This is a genomic window from Pseudonocardia autotrophica, assembly GCF_003945385.1.
Classification (GTDB): Bacteria; Actinomycetota; Actinomycetes; order Mycobacteriales; family Pseudonocardiaceae; genus Pseudonocardia; species Pseudonocardia autotrophica.
Genome location: NZ_AP018920.1, coordinates 2,429,036 through 2,445,134, shown reverse-complemented (window position 1 = coordinate 2,445,134; position 16,099 = coordinate 2,429,036). Strand labels below are relative to the sequence as shown.

12 protein-coding genes are annotated in these 16,099 nt (G+C 72.0%); 6 read left to right on the top strand and 6 right to left on the bottom strand.

Annotation, left to right across the window (positions count from 1 at the left end; translation table 11 throughout):
• Positions 1–1,800 carry a BCCT family transporter gene (locus tag Pdca_RS11535; RefSeq protein ID WP_125911365.1) on the top strand — a complete coding sequence of 600 codons (1,800 nt, stop codon included), beginning with the start codon at positions 1–3 and terminating at the stop codon, positions 1,798–1,800.
• A 341-nt stretch (positions 1,801–2,141) separates the two neighbouring features.
• Positions 2,142–3,884, top strand: coding sequence for a hypothetical protein (locus Pdca_RS11530; protein WP_125911364.1), 1,743 nt, complete (start codon positions 2,142–2,144; stop codon positions 3,882–3,884).
• A gap of 6 nt (positions 3,885–3,890) precedes the next feature.
• Here Pdca_RS11530 and Pdca_RS11525 read toward each other — a convergent pair whose 3' ends face one another.
• From Pdca_RS11525 to Pdca_RS11515, 3 genes are all read right to left on the bottom strand, one after another.
• Positions 3,891–4,856 (bottom strand): NADPH:quinone oxidoreductase family protein, encoded by a 966-nt coding sequence (locus tag Pdca_RS11525; RefSeq protein WP_166665935.1) that lies wholly within the window; start codon positions 4,854–4,856, stop codon positions 3,891–3,893.
• Between the two features lie 68 nt (positions 4,857–4,924).
• A complete protein-coding gene (locus Pdca_RS11520) occupies positions 4,925–5,233 on the bottom strand; it encodes a hypothetical protein (protein WP_085914177.1) in 309 nt (102 codons plus the stop codon).
• 108 nt (positions 5,234–5,341) lie between these two features.
• On the bottom strand, positions 5,342–5,770 hold the full coding sequence (locus Pdca_RS11515; protein ID WP_085914178.1) for a hypothetical protein: 429 nt from the start codon (positions 5,768–5,770) through the stop codon (positions 5,342–5,344).
• Between the two features lie 342 nt (positions 5,771–6,112).
• Between Pdca_RS11515 and Pdca_RS11510 the strand changes: the two genes are divergently transcribed.
• Together Pdca_RS11510 and Pdca_RS11505 are read left to right on the top strand one after the other, a co-directional pair.
• Positions 6,113–6,640, top strand: a complete 528-nt coding sequence (locus tag Pdca_RS11510) for a hypothetical protein (RefSeq protein WP_125911363.1) — start codon at positions 6,113–6,115, stop codon at positions 6,638–6,640.
• Positions 6,641–6,845: 205 nt separating this feature from the next.
• On the top strand, positions 6,846–8,189 hold the full coding sequence (locus Pdca_RS11505) for an ammonium transporter (RefSeq protein WP_232021522.1): 1,344 nt from the start codon (positions 6,846–6,848) through the stop codon (positions 8,187–8,189).
• Positions 8,190–8,296: 107 nt separating this feature from the next.
• Here Pdca_RS11505 and Pdca_RS11500 read toward each other — a convergent pair whose 3' ends face one another.
• On the bottom strand, positions 8,297–9,061 hold the full coding sequence (locus tag Pdca_RS11500; protein ID WP_125911362.1) for a hypothetical protein: 765 nt from the start codon (positions 9,059–9,061) through the stop codon (positions 8,297–8,299).
• Between the two features lie 344 nt (positions 9,062–9,405).
• Between Pdca_RS11500 and Pdca_RS37510 the strand changes: the two genes are divergently transcribed.
• Together Pdca_RS37510 and Pdca_RS11490 are read left to right on the top strand one after the other, a co-directional pair.
• Entirely contained in the window at positions 9,406–10,422 is a 1,017-nt protein-coding gene (locus Pdca_RS37510) for a thermonuclease family protein (protein WP_085914181.1), read from the top strand.
• A 102-nt stretch (positions 10,423–10,524) separates the two neighbouring features.
• Entirely contained in the window at positions 10,525–12,159 is a 1,635-nt protein-coding gene (locus Pdca_RS11490) for a flavin-containing monooxygenase (protein ID WP_085914182.1), read from the top strand.
• Position 12,160: 1 nt separating this feature from the next.
• Here Pdca_RS11490 and Pdca_RS11485 read toward each other — a convergent pair whose 3' ends face one another.
• The gene (locus Pdca_RS11485) at positions 12,161–14,863 is read right to left on the bottom strand and encodes a winged helix-turn-helix domain-containing protein (RefSeq protein WP_085914183.1); all 2,703 of its coding nucleotides are present in this window, start codon (positions 14,861–14,863) and stop codon (positions 12,161–12,163) included.
• A gap of 86 nt (positions 14,864–14,949) precedes the next feature.
• On the bottom strand, positions 14,950–16,014 hold the full coding sequence (locus Pdca_RS11480) for an NAD(P)-dependent alcohol dehydrogenase (protein WP_085914184.1): 1,065 nt from the start codon (positions 16,012–16,014) through the stop codon (positions 14,950–14,952).
• Positions 16,015–16,099: the final 85 nt, after the last annotated feature.

The following is a 16,099-nucleotide window of genomic DNA, read 5'->3' as shown; positions in this document are numbered from 1 at the left end:
ATGACACAGGTGGAACCGCGCGCGGATTCCGGCTCTGCCGGATCCGATGAGGGTCGGTCGCGCACCGACTGGACGATCTTCGGGGTGGGCGCGGCACTCGCGCTGCTGTTCGTGGTCTGGGGGATAGCCGCCCCCGACAGCCTCGGCTCGACCGCCGAGACGATGCTCGAGGGCCTGATGCGCGGCGGCGGATGGGGGTTCGTCCTCGCCGCGACAGCGTTCGTGGCGTTCGCACTGTTCCTGGCGTTCAGCCGGTTCGGCCGGATCAAACTCGGCACCGACGACGAACAACCCGAGTTCCGCACCGTGTCCTGGATCGCGATGATGTTCTCCGCCGGGATGGGCATCGGACTGATGTTCTTCGGCGTCACCGAACCCCTGTCGTTCTTCACCACCTCCACCCCACCCGGCGCCGCCGAACCCGGCACCACCGAAGCCATGCAGGTCGCCATGGCCACATCGCTGTTCCACTGGACCCTGCACCCCTGGGCCATCTACGCCGTGGTCGGACTGGCCATCGCCTACTCGACCTTCCGCAAGGGCCGCCGCCAACTGATCAGCCAGGCCTTCATCCCCCTGATCGGACACCGCGCCGCCGAAGGCCCCATCGGCAAGGCCATCGACATCCTCGCGATCTTCGCGACCCTGTTCGGATCCGCCGCCTCACTGGGCCTGGGCGCCTACCAGATCGGCGGCGGCATGCAGACCGTCGGCTGGTCCGATGGCCCCGTCGGACCCGGCACCCTGGCCGCGATCATCGTCGTACTCACCGCCGCCTTCGTGCTCTCCGCGGTCTCCGGCGTCGCCCGCGGCATCCAATGGCTGTCCAACACCAACATGGTCCTGGCCGGCGTACTGGCCCTGTTCGTGTTCGTCGCCGGCCCCACCGTGATCATCCTCGACCTCATCCCCACCTCGATCGGCGCCTACTTCGCCCAGTTCTTCGACATGGTCGGCCGCACCGAAGCCGTCGGCGGCGAACCCATGCTCGCCTGGCTCTCCGACTGGACGATCTTCTACTGGGCCTGGTGGATCTCCTGGACCCCGTTCGTCGGCATGTTCCTCGCCCGCATCTCCCGCGGCCGCACCATCCGCGAATTCGTCGGCGGCGTCATCCTCGCCCCCTCACTGGTCTCCCTGGTCTGGTTCTGCATCTTCGGCGGCACCGCCATCACCCAGTCCCAGCAAGGCACCCAGTTCTCCGACGACTCCAACGTCCAGCTCTTCCAGATGCTCGACGCCTACCCCCTGGCCACCGCCAGCGGCATCCTGGTCATGATCCTGGTCGGCATCTTCTTCGTCTCCGGCGCCGACGCCGCCTCCATCGTGATGGGAACCCTGTCCCAACGCGGCACCATCGAACCCAGCCGCTGGATCGTCATCTTCTGGGGCGCAGTCATGGGCGCCGTCGCCGTACTCATGCTGCTCACCGGCGGCGAGAACGCACTCGACGGCATCCAGAACCTCACCATCCTGGTCGCCGCCCCCTTCGTCATCATCATGGTCCTGCTCTGCTTCGCACTGTTCCGCGACCTCCGCCGCGATCCGGTCGTGCTGCGTGAGCTCAAGGGCGCCGAGGTGATCGAACAGGCCGTGGACTGGGCGACCGACCGGCACGGCGACGACTTCTTCGTCAAGGTCGGCGCCTTCCCCAAGGACGGCTCCGACGACGAGGACTTGCCGAACGGTTACGCCAACGGCCCGGGCACCGGCCCTGGCTACACGATGACCGAGCCCGGGGAGGGCCCGGTCACCGATGGCGACTCCGACCGCAAGGACAGCCCGGTCGGCGGCGACTGAGCGACCCTGCGGCACCACTCGCCGCACATCCGGAGCACGCGGCGGCGGCCGGACACCCACCGGGGTGTCCGGCCGCCGTCGTTCGTGGGAGGGTCTGAAGACGGTCGCGCAGGGGGAGCGGCCGGGGTCGAGGGGGCGACACCAGCGGTCACCGACCGTCCACCGACGGTGAGCGGTCCGGCGTGACCGATACCGCGCGCACTCGTTGCACCATCTACGACCCGACGCGCGGGCCCCCGCGCGCGCCGGAGATCATCAGTCGTGCGCGCAGCCGCACCCGGAGTGGATCATTGAGCCACCCCGGAGCCGAACGGACGGAGGGACCTGACACAGTGGGCCGGATGCGTCTCGTGTTCACCCCCGGGGACGACCAGGGGTACGCCGAGGCCCGGAGCCGGCTGCTGGAACAGTTCCTCGTGTGGGCCCGGCGGCACCGGGTCGAGGTCGACACCGCACTCGTCGCCGCCGCCGTGGACTACAAGTACGCGCGCGACCGCAGGCTCGGCCGGTGGACCCGCGCCCACGTGGCCGACGCACTCGGGATGTGGTTCCCGCGCAAGGTGACCGTCCTGGAACCGGACGACGTCGCCCCCGCCTTCCACGCACTGATCGACTTCCTGGACGACCACGACTGGTTCGATCCCCAGTCGTCGTCGCCCGATGCGCTGCACCGTCAGGTCCTCGACTCCACGCCCGCACTGCACGACGGGCTCGCCGACGAGCGCAACTACGATCTCGGCAAGTTCTGGGGCGTGCAGCTCCACCGCAACGGGATCGACCCGGCCGATCCGGTGGCCGTCCAGCGGTTCCTTGACCGTGCCGGCTCCGGTGAGGCCGATGTCGACCGGCACGCGCTCGCCGAGATCATGCGGCGGGACGCCGAGCGCCCGGCCCGCACCGAGTGGAACCCCGAGCTCCCGCCGGTGCCGATGCCGAGCGCCGCGGCGCTGGTCGATTCGGCCGAGCACTCCGAGGCACTCGATCTGCTGCGCAAGCTCACCGTCTGGGTCCGGGCCGGGCGCCGGCTGACCTCCGACGGCAGGCTCGGGCGGGCGGACGCGCTCGATCTGGCCGCGCACCTGCAGCTCGACCACATCTACCGGGAGTCCGCCCGCACCAGCGACGACCTGCCCGAGGTCTCGCTGCTGCTGCGGTGGGCCCGCGCCGCCCGGCTGGTCCGCGTCGTCCGGGGCAGGCTGCTGCCGGTGAAGAGCGCCGGGCCGCTGCTGAACCGACCGATCGAGCTGTGGCGCAGGGTGTTCGAGTCGGTCGGCCGGCTCGGCGACAACCTCGGCGGCACCGACGTGTTCGGTGCCCCGTCGCTGTTCGGGATGTCGATGTCCGAGGCGTTCCCGATGCTGTGGGTCGGCCTCTACGCCGCGGGCGGGGGGCCCGTCCCGCTGGAGCACTTCCACCGGCAGGTCCGCGACACGGTCAACGACGACGCGGGTTGCGTGGTGGACGACCTGGCCGGCGACGTCGAGCAGCGGCTGTGGCGCCGCGACGTGACCGCGCTGCTCGACGCCTGCGAGCTGCTCGGTGCGATCGAGCTGACCGAGACCCTCGACGCCGACGAGTTGGACGCACTCTCCCAGGTCGCGCACCGCGACGACCCGGATCCCACGGTCGTCGCGCTGACCCCGATGGGGCTGTGGGCGGTGCACGAGTACCTGCTCGAGCAGGGCATGCACGTCCCGGCGCCGGGTGAGCTGGCCGACGAGGACATCGAGTACCTGTGCGTCCGGATGGGCGGAGTGCGCGAGGAGACCGCCCGCGCCGAGGCCGTGCTGTGGGCGCTGTCCCGGGGGCCGGGCGACGCGGTCCGTGAGCTCGACCGGTTCCTGCGGCGTTGCGAGGTGCCCGCGCACCGGGCGCTGGCGCTGCACGCGCTGGGCGAGACCGGGCCCGCCGGGCGGGCACTGGCCGCCCGGCACCGACTGCACGTCGCCGAGCCGGGCCCGGCACTGCCGCCGTCCGGCTGGTCCGGCCCGGCCCCCGCGCCGCGGGAACCGGGTGCGGCCCACCCGGCGGCGGCGCCGCACCCCAGGACCCCGGTCCGGCACAACCTCGAACCCGCGGGCTGAGTCCGCTCAGACCTCGAGGACGACCTTGCCGGTCACCACCCGGTCGTCGATCCGGGACAGTGCCGATCCGGCGTCGTCCAGCCCGAAGCGCTCGCTGATCAGCGGGAGCAGCGCGCCGGAGCGCAGGTGCGGGACCAGCGCGTCCCACTCGGCGCCGACGAACCCGTCCCGGGCCAGCGCGTAGGCACCCCAGCCGACACCGCGGACGTCGATGTTGTTCAGCAGCAGCCGGTTCACCTTCACCGTCGGGATGTCCCCCGCGGTGAACCCGACGACCATCAGCCTGCCCAGCGGGGCGAGGCTGCGCAGCGAGTCGGTGAACCGGTCTCCGCCGACCGGGTCGACGACCATGTCGACGCCCGCTCCGCCGGTGATCTCCTTGACCGCGTCCTTGAACCCGTCGACGCCGACGGTGTGCGCCGCCCCGGCGCGTTTCGCCACCTCGGCCTTGGCCTCGGTGGAGGCGACACCGATCACGGTCGCGCCGAGTGCGGCCGCGAGCTGGACGACGGCGGTGCCGACACCACCGGCCGCGCCCTGGACCAGTACCGTCTCCCCCGCCTTCAGACCACCCCGCAGCTCCAGGGTGAAGTGCGCGGTGAGGTAGTTCATCGGCAGGCAGGCGCCCTCGGCGAAGCCGACCTCGTCGGGCAGCGGGAGGACGGTGGACTCGGGGACCGAGACGGTCTCGGCGAACACGCCCGACATCGTGAAGGCGACGACCCGGTCGCCGGGCGCGAACCGGCTGCCCGGCTCCGCCTCGCGGACCGTGCCCGCACACTCGGAACCGAGCGTGAACGGCGGCTCCGGCCGGTACTGGTACTGCCCACGGGTGAGCAGGACATCCGGGAAGTTGACCCCGGCGGCGGCGACGTCGATCAGCACCTCGCCCGCGCCGCGCGCCGGCGGCTCCACATCGTTGACCCGGACCGCGGACGGCCCGTCCAGCTCGACGACCTGCACTGCGCGCACGTGTTCTCCCTTGCTGTCGCTCGACGGCGGTGTTCCCGCCATCGAACCACGCACGCGCGGGGCCGGCCTCAGATCGGCTGGGCGTCGCCGTAGCGCGGCGAACGTGGCTCGCTCAGCGCGTCGCACAGCTCGGCGAGCCGGTGGTCGATGCGATCCTGTACCCGTTCCAGCGCGTCGAGTTCCAGCATGAGATCGAGCGCGTGGCCGGTGCTGTCACCGGCGAGTGCCCGCTCCAGCTCCGCGCGGCGCTCGGTGGTGCGGTGACGACAGGCATCGGCGGTCGCCTTGTGCGCGACGAGCCGGGCGCGGGCGGTGTCGGCGAGACCGGGGCCACCGGAGACGGTGGCGACTCGTTCCTCCAGCAGGTGCGGGTTCACAGGACCCCCTGATACGTCGGCGTGGTGGGTTCAGCGGTGGCGGGACGGGTGACCGCCACCACACCCACGCTAGACGATCAGCGTGTGCCGCGCATCACATCGCGGGAGTCAGTCGCCGCGGCGCGGGCGCGGGATCAGCTCGGCCGGGCCGCGGCGCCGCTCGGCGACCAGGTCCGTGGTCAGGTGGAAATGCCCACGCCGCGACCGGCGGCACAGGTAGGCCCGCTGCGGCCGGCCACCGAGAGCCTCCAGCTCGCGCGCCGCGCACTCGGCGGCATCCCGGTCCGGGTAGATGACCTTGCCGTCGCTGCCGGGGGCGGTACCGGTCCCGGCGCGCTCGCGCTCCTCGATCTCCCGGCGACCGGGCCGGCAGACCTCGGGCCGCCCGGACCGCATCAGCCGGGCGTAACGGGCCAGCACCCGCCCCCGACCGGCGTCCGCAACGCCACGGCCGGACGGGAGGGTCTCCACCGAGCGCCGCGCAGCCGGGATCAGACCCGGGTGCACCGCCGGGGTGCCGTCGAACTGTCCGTTCATGTCGCCTCCACGTCGCCGTCACTTGTGGATCGCTGGCATCATCCTGCCTCGTTACTGCCCCTCGTGGAGTCCCACGATCGTGTTATACATCACCGCCGAGCAACCCGTTCCGGTGACGGTGCGTCATCTCCGGTCGCGATCCGGCACAGCCGGCTCGGCCGCTCGCGGCATGGTCGTCGGGGGTTGTCACACCTCCGGGTACGGCCGTCGGCGCCGTACTGTGCTGCCGTTCGCCCGCACGTATCCTGGGAACCCGGCTCTTCCGTGACATCACTCACCGGGGCCCGCCGCCCGAGAGCTGCGTGGCCGGAGCCGGGTGGTGATCGGCCCGGGGGGCGAGACATGGCTATCCAGCCCGATACGGCGGTCGACGGCGGCGTGCCGGGCGGGCCGCGCTGGGACGAGGTGTTCACCCCGTCCGATCTCGGGAGCGGTGTGTTCGACGTCCGCTGGGACCTGCGTCCCCGGCTGCGCCGCTGGCTCGCCGCGCAGAACCTGCCGACCGCCTCCGGCCGGGAGGCGCACCGGCCGGCGGTCGACGCCTGGGCGATGCTCGACGGCGGGGTGATCGCGGTGTCCGCGGTGACCCTCCCCGGCACCGGCGCTTCCTCCCCCGCGCCGGCCGCCCTGCTGCTCGGACCGGGTATGCGGGTGATCGGGTACCGGACACTGCGGCTGCTGATCGACCGGCTGGAGCTGCCCGGCCCCGAGCAGCCGCTGGCCGGTGAGCACCTGGACGTGCCGGGACTCGTTGCGGACCTCTTCGATACCCGCCGGCACGACGCCGCGGCGATCGAGCAGGTCGAGCTGCTGGCGAGCTGCACCGATCGCTCGACCCTGCGCTGGGTGGTCACCGCACTGCGGGTCTAACGCCCCCGCGGTTCCGATACCGCGGTTCCGACACAGCGGTTCCGACACAGCGGGACCGCTGCCGGCACCGATCACCCAGTCGTGTCGGCATCGTAACTCCCGTTAATGGGTGTGAAACGGATGTCCGGTTTGCTTCGCCCACGACATTCGTCCGTTCCGCCGGCGCCGGCGGTCCCCGTTCACCCCCACATGACCGGAGTTGCCCGTGCCCGCAGCAGATCTCGCGTGGTTGCTCGCCGCCTTCGCGCTGGTCCTCCTGATGTTCCCCGGCCTGGCGCTGTTCTACGGCGGAATGACCAGCAGCAAGAACGCCCTCAACATGATCATGATGGTGCTGAGCACGCTCGGTATCGCGTCCGTGCTCTACGTCCTCGTCGGGCACAGCATGGTCTCCGGCAACTCGGTCGGCGGCCTCGGCCTGATCGGTAACCCGGTCGAGTACCTCGGCTTCGCCGGCGTGCACGACGACACCGGTTCCGGTGGCCCGGAGGACGTGTTCTGGGCGGCCTTCTTCATCCTGTTCGCCGCGATCACGATCGCCATCGTGGCCAGCGGTGCGGCCGGGCGGATGAAGTTCTCCGCGTGGCTCGTGTTCGCGCCGGTCTGGCTCACCCTCGTCTACTTCCCGCTCGCGCACTGGGTGTTCGCCGCCGACGACGCGGAAGCGGGCGTCGTCGGGGGCTGGATGCTCAACAGCCTCCAGATGCACGACTACGCCGGCGGCACCGCCGTGCACATGAACGCCGGTGTGGCGGCGCTGGCGCTGGCCCTGGTGCTCGGGAAGCGACGCAACCAGGCCGAACGCCCGCACAGCCTGCCGCTGGTCGTGCTCGGCGCGGGCATCCTGTGGTTCGGCTGGATGGGCTTCAACGGCGGCACGGCGGGCGGCGCGAACTTCCTCGCCCAGTACGTCGTACTGACCACGCTGCTCGCCGGCGCCGCGGGCATGGCCGGATTCTGCCTGGTCGAGCGCCTGCGCGACGGTCACGCCACCACCCTCGGGCTCGCCTCCGGGATGATCTCCGGGCTGGTCGCGATCACCCCGTCCGCGGACGCCGTCAACTCGATCGGCGCGCTCCTGGTCGGCTTCGCCGGTGGTGCGATCGTCGCCTGGGCGTGCACCTGGAAGAAGCGGCTGGGCATCGACGAGACGCTCGACGCGTTCGCCGTGCACGGCGTCGGCGGTATCGTGGGCACCGTCTGCGTGATCCTGTTCGCCGCCTCGAACGCCCCGGCCGGGCTGACCGGGATCCTGTTCGGCGGCAGCTGGGACATCGTCTGGCGCGAGATCGTCGCCATCACGGTGACGTGTGTGTACTCGTTCGGGATGACCTATCTGATCGCCTGGGGCCTGGACCGGACGATGGGGCTGCGGGTCGACGACGAGACCGAGCTGGAAGGTCTCGACGTCACCGTGCACGCGGAGAGCGCCTACGACTTCGAGCGGGGCAGCCGGATGGGCAGCGGCCTCAGCACGACCGCGGTGCCCGATGTGTCCGGGACTCCGGGGGCCTCGGAGGAGTCACGGAGCAGCCCCGCCGCCACCTGATCCCTTCTCCGCACCATCACCGCCCGGCCCGCTCCGATCGCGGGCCGGGCGGTGCCGTGTCCCCGGCGCGGACGACCACCGGCGTCCCCGCACCGACGCCGAGCGGATCAGGACCCGAGGATCGCCGATTCGCATGCTGAGACGATCCCCTGGAACACCCCGTTCGACCGGCCGGCGATGTCGGTCATCGCTTCCCCGTCGACCCTTCGGGCCGCGGCGCCGGCCTCCTCGAGGAGGCCGGACGCGTCGCGCAACGACGCCGTCACCTCCGGGTCGGCGGCCGTCACGGCTGCATCGGACAGGTCGCTCGATGCCCGGTCCGAGGCCCGTGCCATCTGCGGGAGCGTGGTCCCGGCACCCAACTGCACAGCGTGCTCGCTCCAGTCCCCGATGATCGATGCCGCGTCCTGGCAGGCCAGCGCGTCGGCCGGGTTCGCGTCCGCGGCCGGGGGCCCAGGCTGGACCGCGGCGCCCTCGGCCGCCTCGACGGCAGGTCGGGCGGACGCCGCGTCGACCCCTTCCGGCGCGGGGTCCGAGCCGCCGAGGAGCATCCCGCACCCACCGAACAGCAGGACCGCGGCGCCGATGCCCACCCCGGCCTTCTGGCGAGAGGTCAGCGTCGGGCGTTCCGGTGGGCTCGCGCTCGCCGGCCGGGCGCCCGGCCGTGCCACGTGGTGCAACCGGACCGTGGGCGCGTCCAGGTCGACGTGTGCCGGTGCCGGCACCGGCAGCCGGCCGGCCGGGACCTCGCCGCCGTACCTGCGCACGTCCTCCCAGGCTCGGGTGGCCTTCGCGGTGAGCTTGACGCGCTTGGCCGGACCGGTGGCAGCCGCGGCGCGCCTGTCCAGGTCACGGGCAGTCGTAGCGGCCATCTTCGCGAGGATCGTGGACACGAGGGGGTACTCCCGGGGTGTGCTCGGCGGCGGGCTGGTCGATCTACGCCGTGTGTCGCCCGGAGCGCCGTTGGCGTCTACCGGTCGCCGAGATCGTCAGGGGACCGCAAGCCGGGTCGATCACCACACGTCGAGCCGGACCGCCCGGTCCGGATGCCCGGGGGTGCGGGCCGGCCACGGTGATCGTCACTTCTGATGATCGCGACCGCCGGTGCGATAACGAGCCGGCGTACGAACCGACACATCGTGCGGCGGCGCGCCCGGAATCGGCCGGACGCCCGGATCAGGAGGACGATGTGCGGCGTGCAGTACGGGCGGCAGCGATGCTGCTGACGGCCTCGGTGGCGGGCGGGCTGCTCACCGGGTGCGATGCGGCGCGGGCCACCGTGTCCCGAGTGGTCGACGGCGACACCATCGACGTCGTCGTCGACGGCCGGGAGCAGCGGATCCGGCTGCTCAACATCGACACCCCGGAGACCGTGCATCCCGACGAGGACGTGCAGTGCCTCGGACCCGAGGCATCCGCGCATCTCGCGTCGCTGCTGCCGGCCGGGACCGAGGTCGAGGTCCTCACCGACGAGGAGACGACCGACCGGTACGACCGGGTGCTCGCCGGGATCCGGCTCGACGACGGCCGCCTGGTGAACGCGGAGATGGCCCGCGCGGGCCTGGCCCTGCCGATGCAGGTGGGCGCCAACGACCGCTTCCTGCCGGAGGTCGAGCAGGCCCACGCCGAGGCGGTCGCCGCGGGCCACGGCCTCTACGACCCGGAGATCGAGTGCACCGTGCCCGGCCAGGTCACGGCCGTCGAGGCGGCTGTCGCGGGCCTGCCCGCACTCGGCGGGTCGAGTACCGCGGATCAGGCCGACACGGCCGCCGCCGGAGCGGCCGCGGTCGCCGCGACGGCACTCGCACTGCGCTCCGCGCTCGGCTCCGACGCGCCACGCGACGGGCTGGTGTGGGCCGCGTTCCGCGACCGGGACGACCGCCCGGCGATGGCGCAGCGGGTGGGAACGGCCGCGGGAACCGCCGAGGAGCGGGCCGACGGTCACCGGGCGAAGGCCCGGGAGCTGCGCACTCCGCCGCCTCCGCCGCCCGCACCACCCGCCCCCACCAGCGGCTCGCGTCCCTCGGCGGGAGCCGGCGGCGGTACCGCGAGCACACCCCGGCAGTCGCCGGCCACCCGGCAACGGCCCGAGCCGGCGCCCGCTCCTGCCCCGGCGCCCGCGCCTGCCCCGGCGGCACGCGACTCCGGCGACTCCGGTGGGTCCGGCGGTCCGCCCGGATACACCGGGCCACGCTGCTACGCGCCCGGCGGGAAGACCTGGAAGCCCTGCTGAGACCAACCCAGGCCGCCACCCCTACGGGTGGGACCACCCCTCCCCTGTTTCTCGCATGGTGTGTGCACGGACACATTCACCGGACGAGGAAAGGGACCGTCGATGACGACATCTCCGTCCACCGATTCCGACACGACCGCCGTCGAGCAGCTCGACGCGGTGGTCCTGGGCGCCGGCGTCGCCGGGCTCTACCAGCTGCACCAGCTGCGTGAGCAAGGGCTGAACGTGCGCGCCTTCGACGCCGCGGGCGACGTCGGAGGCACCTGGTGGTGGAATCGCTACCCCGGCGCGCGGTTCGACTCCGAGGCCTACATCTATCAGTACCTGTTCGACGAGAAGCTCTACACCGACTGGAGCTGGAGCGAGAAGTTCCCCGGCCAGCCGGAGATCGAGCGGTGGCTGCACTACGTCACCGACCGGCTCGACCTGCGCCGTGACATCACCTTCAACACGAAGATCACCAGTGCGCACTACGACGAGGACCGGGGTCGCTGGACCGTCCGCACCGATGCCGGGCACGTCATCGACACACAGTTCTTCGTCAGCTGTGCCGGGATGCTGTCGGCACCACTGACCGACCAGTTCGAGGGGCAGGACTCGTTCGCCGGGCAGCTGGTCTACACCTCGTCGTACCCGGCGGACGGCCTCGACGTGACCGGGAAGCGGGTCGGGGTCGTCGGGATCGGCGCCACCGGTATCCAGGTGATCCAGACCATCGCGCCGGACGTCGGGCACCTGACCGTCTTCGCACGGACCCCGCAGTACGTGCTGCCGATGAAGAACCCGAGCTACGGGCCGGCGGAGCAGGCGGCGTACAAGGCGCGGTTCGCCGAGCTGAAGGCGACCATCCCGCACACCTTCACCGGGTTCGAGTACGACTTCGAGCACGCCTGGGCGGACTGCACGCCCGAGCAGCGGCTCGAGATCCTGGAGAACACCTACCAGGACGGCTCGCTGAAGCTGTGGCTGGCCGGATTCGGGGAGATGTTCTTCTCCGAGGAGGTGTCCGAGGAGATCTCGGAGTTCGTGCGGGACAAGATGCGCGAACGGCTGCGTGATCAGCACCTGATCGATGTCCTGGTGCCGACCGACTACGGCTTCGGCACCCACCGGGTACCCCTGGAGAACGGTTACCTGGAGGTCTACCACCAGCACAACGTCGATCTGATCGGTGTGCAGGACAACCCGATCGCCCGGATCCTTCCCGGCGGGATCGAGCTCACCGACGGCGCCGTCGTGGAGCTGGACGTGATCATCCTGGCGACCGGGTTCGACGCCGGCACCGGTGCGCTGACCCGGATCGACATCCGCGGCCGGGACGGCCGGTCGCTGGCCGAGGAGTGGGGCCGCGACATCCGGACCACGATGGGATTGGCCAAGCACGGCTACCCGAACCTGCTGACCACCGCCGTCCCGCTGGCGCCGTCGGCGGCGCTCTGCAACATGACGACCTGCCTGCAGCAGCAGACCGAGTGGATCACCCGGGCGATCCGGGACCTGCGGGTCGAGGGCAAGTCGACGATCGAGCCGACCGAGCGAGGTGAGGAAGCCTGGGTCGCCCATCACGAGGAGACCGCGGGCGCCACCATCGTCGTCAACACGACGTCCTGGTACCTGGGCTCCAACGTGCCGGGGAAGCCGCGCCGGCTGCTGTCCTACATCGGTGGCGTCGGCACCTACCGGCAGCACTGCGAGAAGGAGGCGGCGGACGGCTATCCGGCCTTCGAACGCCGGTGAGTCAGGCCAGCAGCCCGTGCCGGCGGGCGACCGAGACGGCCTCGGTCCGGTTGCCGGCGCCGAGCTTGCCGTAGATGTTCTTCAGGTACCACTTCACCGTGTTCACGGTGACCGACAGCGACCGGGCCACCTGCTGGTTGGTCCGGCCGACGTCGAGCATCCGCAGGATCTCCAGCTCCCGGCCGGTGAGATCCACCGACGCGGTGGTCACGGTGGCGACCCGTTCCCCGAGCAGCGTCTCGAGCTGCTCGGGGAACGGTGACCTGCCGACCGGCCAGGTACCGGCCCTGGCCCGCACGACGAGCCGCTCCACCACCGCCCGGACGGACGGCCCGCCGTCCCGGACGATCTGCGGCACCCGCTCGGTGAGGACCCGGTCCAGCGCACCGGCCAGCGTCCGCTCGGCCGCCATCCGCAGCGCGGCCCGTTCCTGCACCCCGGCGAGCTGCACCGACAGCACGGCCGCCGACCGGATGCAGCCGCGTTCGGTGTCGGCTCCGACCAGGTTCTCCAGCAGCGCGGCCGCACCCTCGTGATCGCCCTCCGCGGACAGCACCGCGGCCAGCGAGGAGGTGCGGAGCCGGTCGATCGCCTCGGCGATCCCGCCGTGCCGGCACGATCCGTCGGGCAGCTCCTGTGCGACCCGGCGGGCGTCGCGGACCTTGCCGGCGTCGAGCAGCTGCACGATGCGCTCCGCCCCGATCGCGGCCCGCAGCCGGACGAGCCCGAGCCGCTCGGCGACCTGCGCGCCCTCGGCGAGCAGCTCGGCGGCCTCCGCGACGGCACCGCGGCGGGCCCGGACCCGGGCCCGCAGCGCGTACCCGGCGGCCATGAACTCGACGACGCCGCTCTCCGCACCCAGCTCTCCGCACTCCTCCAGCAGCCGCTCGGCCGCGTCGATCCGGCCGCGCATGTAGTGCAGCTCGCCGAGCATCGCGGCCGCCAGCCGGGCCGCGTGCGAACGTTGCCCGGCCGAGCTCCTGGCCAGCTCGACGGCGTCGGTGAGGTGCTCCTCGGCCGCGTCGACGGCCAGCTGGGACAACGCGGCGATACCGGCGAAGCACCGCCCGTACACGGCCGCGAACGATCCGGTCGTGCGGTCGTGGAACGGGCGCGCCCAGCGCTGGCGTTCGCGGGCCATGCCGTGCCGGGTCGCATGGAAGTCGCAGAAGGTCTGGATGTTCGCCCCGACCGCGACCACCCACGGCCGGTGCTCCCACGGCCGGTCGAGGCTGCGCCGGACCAGGCCCTCGGCCCGGTCGGTGCGGTCGTTGTAGATGTCGATGCACGCCTGCACGACGTCCGCCTCGATCTCCATCCCGGCGTCGCCCCGGGGCAGCGCCGACCGCAGCAGGTCCAGCGCGGCCTGCGCCGCGGCGGTGCGCTGGAGCAGGCAGTTCGCCCATGCCACCGCCATCAGCAGGCGAGGACGGTCGTCGGCGGCCGTCGACGGGAGCCGGTTCATCAGCCCGAGCAGGCTGACCATCCGGCTGTGCTCGACGAACGACATCGCGTGCTGCTCGACCAGGTCGGTGGCCCGGCCCACCTCGCCCGCGGCGAGCGCGTGACTGACCGCCTCCGGGGCGAGCCCGGCCCGGGCGAACCAGTCGCTCGCCCGCAGGTGCAGCACCGCGACCCGGTCCGGGTGGTCGCGCCGCAGCCGTCGTCGCAGGTGGTCGGCGAACAGATGGTGGTAGCGGAACCACTCACGCTCGTCGTCGAGCGGCCGCAGGAACAGGTTGCGGATCTCCAGCTCCTCCAGCACCGCTTGGCCGTCGGTGCGCCCGGTCAGCTCACTCGCGAGATCACCGCAGAGCCGGTCACAGACCGACGTCGTCAGCAGTGCGTCGAGGAGGTCCGCCGGCAGCGCGTCCAGGACGTTCTCGGTCAGGTACTCCCCCACCGAGTGGTGCCGGCCGGAGAAGCCGCGGATCAGCGCCTCCGGATCGGCGCAGTCGCGCAGCGACAGCGACACCAGCTGCAGCGCGGCGACCCAGCCGTCGGTGCCCGCCGAGAGCCGGGCGACGTCGTCGCCGTGGAGCGTGAGCCCGTTCAGCTCGACCAGGAACTCGCGGGCCTCGGCCAGGTCGAAGCGCAGCGCGTCCGCGTCGATCTCGACCAGCTGACCGCGCACCCGCAGCCGGGACAGCGGCAGCCGGGGGCGCCGCCGGCTGGTCAGCACCACCGAGAGGTTGGACGGGGCGAAGTCGAGCAGGTGCACCAGCGCGTGGTGCACCGCGGCGTCGTCGATCAGATGCCAGTCGTCAAAGGTCAGCACGACCGGTGCGGCGGCCGCGCCGAGCAGCTCCAGGAGCGTGGACAGCACGTAACGCTGGGTGTCCTCGGCGTTCTGCTCGATCAGCTCGGCGAGGTCCCGCAGCGACTCCTCGGCATCGGGCAGCACCGTGCGCACCGCGCCGAGCAGGTGCGACAGGAACCAGTGCGGGGCGTTGTCGTCGTCGTGCAGGCCGAGCCAGGCGACCAGCGCGCCACCGGACTCCACCTCGCGCAGCCGCTGCACGGCCAGCGTCGTCTTGCCGTATCCGGCCGGTGCGTGGATGACGACCAGCCGGGTCGCCCCGTCGGCGCGCAGCCGGTCGAGCAGGCGCCGGCGTTCGATCACGTTGTGCACGTGGGTCGGCGCACGGAAGCGCGTGGAGACGTGGGGTGGAACCGTGCGACCTGCCGGCTCCGGAGCCGTCATCGGCCCACCTCCGTGAGGATCACCGGGCGTCGCCGCCCGGGCACCGATGGTACGCAGTCATCGGCCCGCAACGGTCCCGGAGAATGTCAGAAGGTGACCAGCGGCTTGATCACGTTGTCGGACTTGGACGCCATCAGCTCGAATGCCTCCTCGATCCGGTCGAAGCCGAACCGGTGGGTGGTCATCGGCGTCGGGTCGACCCGGTCGGAGAGCATCAGCCGGAACAGCCGCTGCATGCGCAGGTTGCCGCCGGTGCACAGCCCGGTCCGGATGGACTTGCCGTTCATCCCGAGACCGAACGCGTCCAGCGGGATCTGCAGCGGGTTCGGGTTCTCGCCGTGGTAGCCGATGTTGGAGACCCGGCCACCGGCCTTGGTCACCCGCAGGCACGCCTCGAAGGTCTGCGGGAAGCCGAACGCCTCGATCGCGGCGTCGACACCGACCCCGCCGGTGATGTCCATGATCTGCTCGACCGGGTCGCCCGCGGTGAAGTCGACGATGTCGTCGGCGCCGAACTGCTTGGCCAGCGCCTGGCGCTCCGGCCGGGACTCGACGGCGATGATCCGGCCGGCGCCGAGCCGGTGCGCGCCGATCGTCGCGCACAACCCGACCGGGCCCTGGGCGAACACGGCCACCGTGTCGCCGATCTCGATCGCCGCGTTCTCCGCGCCCATGATGCCGGTGGAGAGCATGTCGCAGGCGTAGGCGGCCTTCTCGTCGGACAGCTCGTCCGGGATGGGGGCCAGGTTCCCCTTCGCCGCCGGGACGATGAAGTACTCGGCCATGTTGCCGTCGATCTGCGCGGTGTAGCGGTACCCGCCGAGCGGTCCGCCGCACTGGCTGGTGTCGCCGCGTTGACAGTAGTCACAGCGGAAACAGGGGGTGACGGCGTTGACGGCGACCCGCTGTCCCTCGGTGAACCCCTCGACGGCGGAGCCGAGCGCGTGCACCACGCCGACCGCTTCGTGGCCCAGTGTCGCTCCGTCGGCGACCGGGAGCGCGCCCTTCACGGTGTGCACGTCGGAGGTGCAGATCAGGGCCGCGGTCGTCCGGACGACCGCCTCCTCCGGTCCGGGCACCGGGATCGGCTTCTCGACCACGGCCGTCCGGCCGACCTCGGTCATGACGAACGCACGCATCGTCCCGCTCATGGTGGACCTCCCTGTCCGATGTGACGGCACCCACAGTGGCAAGCACGGCGCCGTCATGGCCCACCCCTTCGGGTGGGCACAGCGG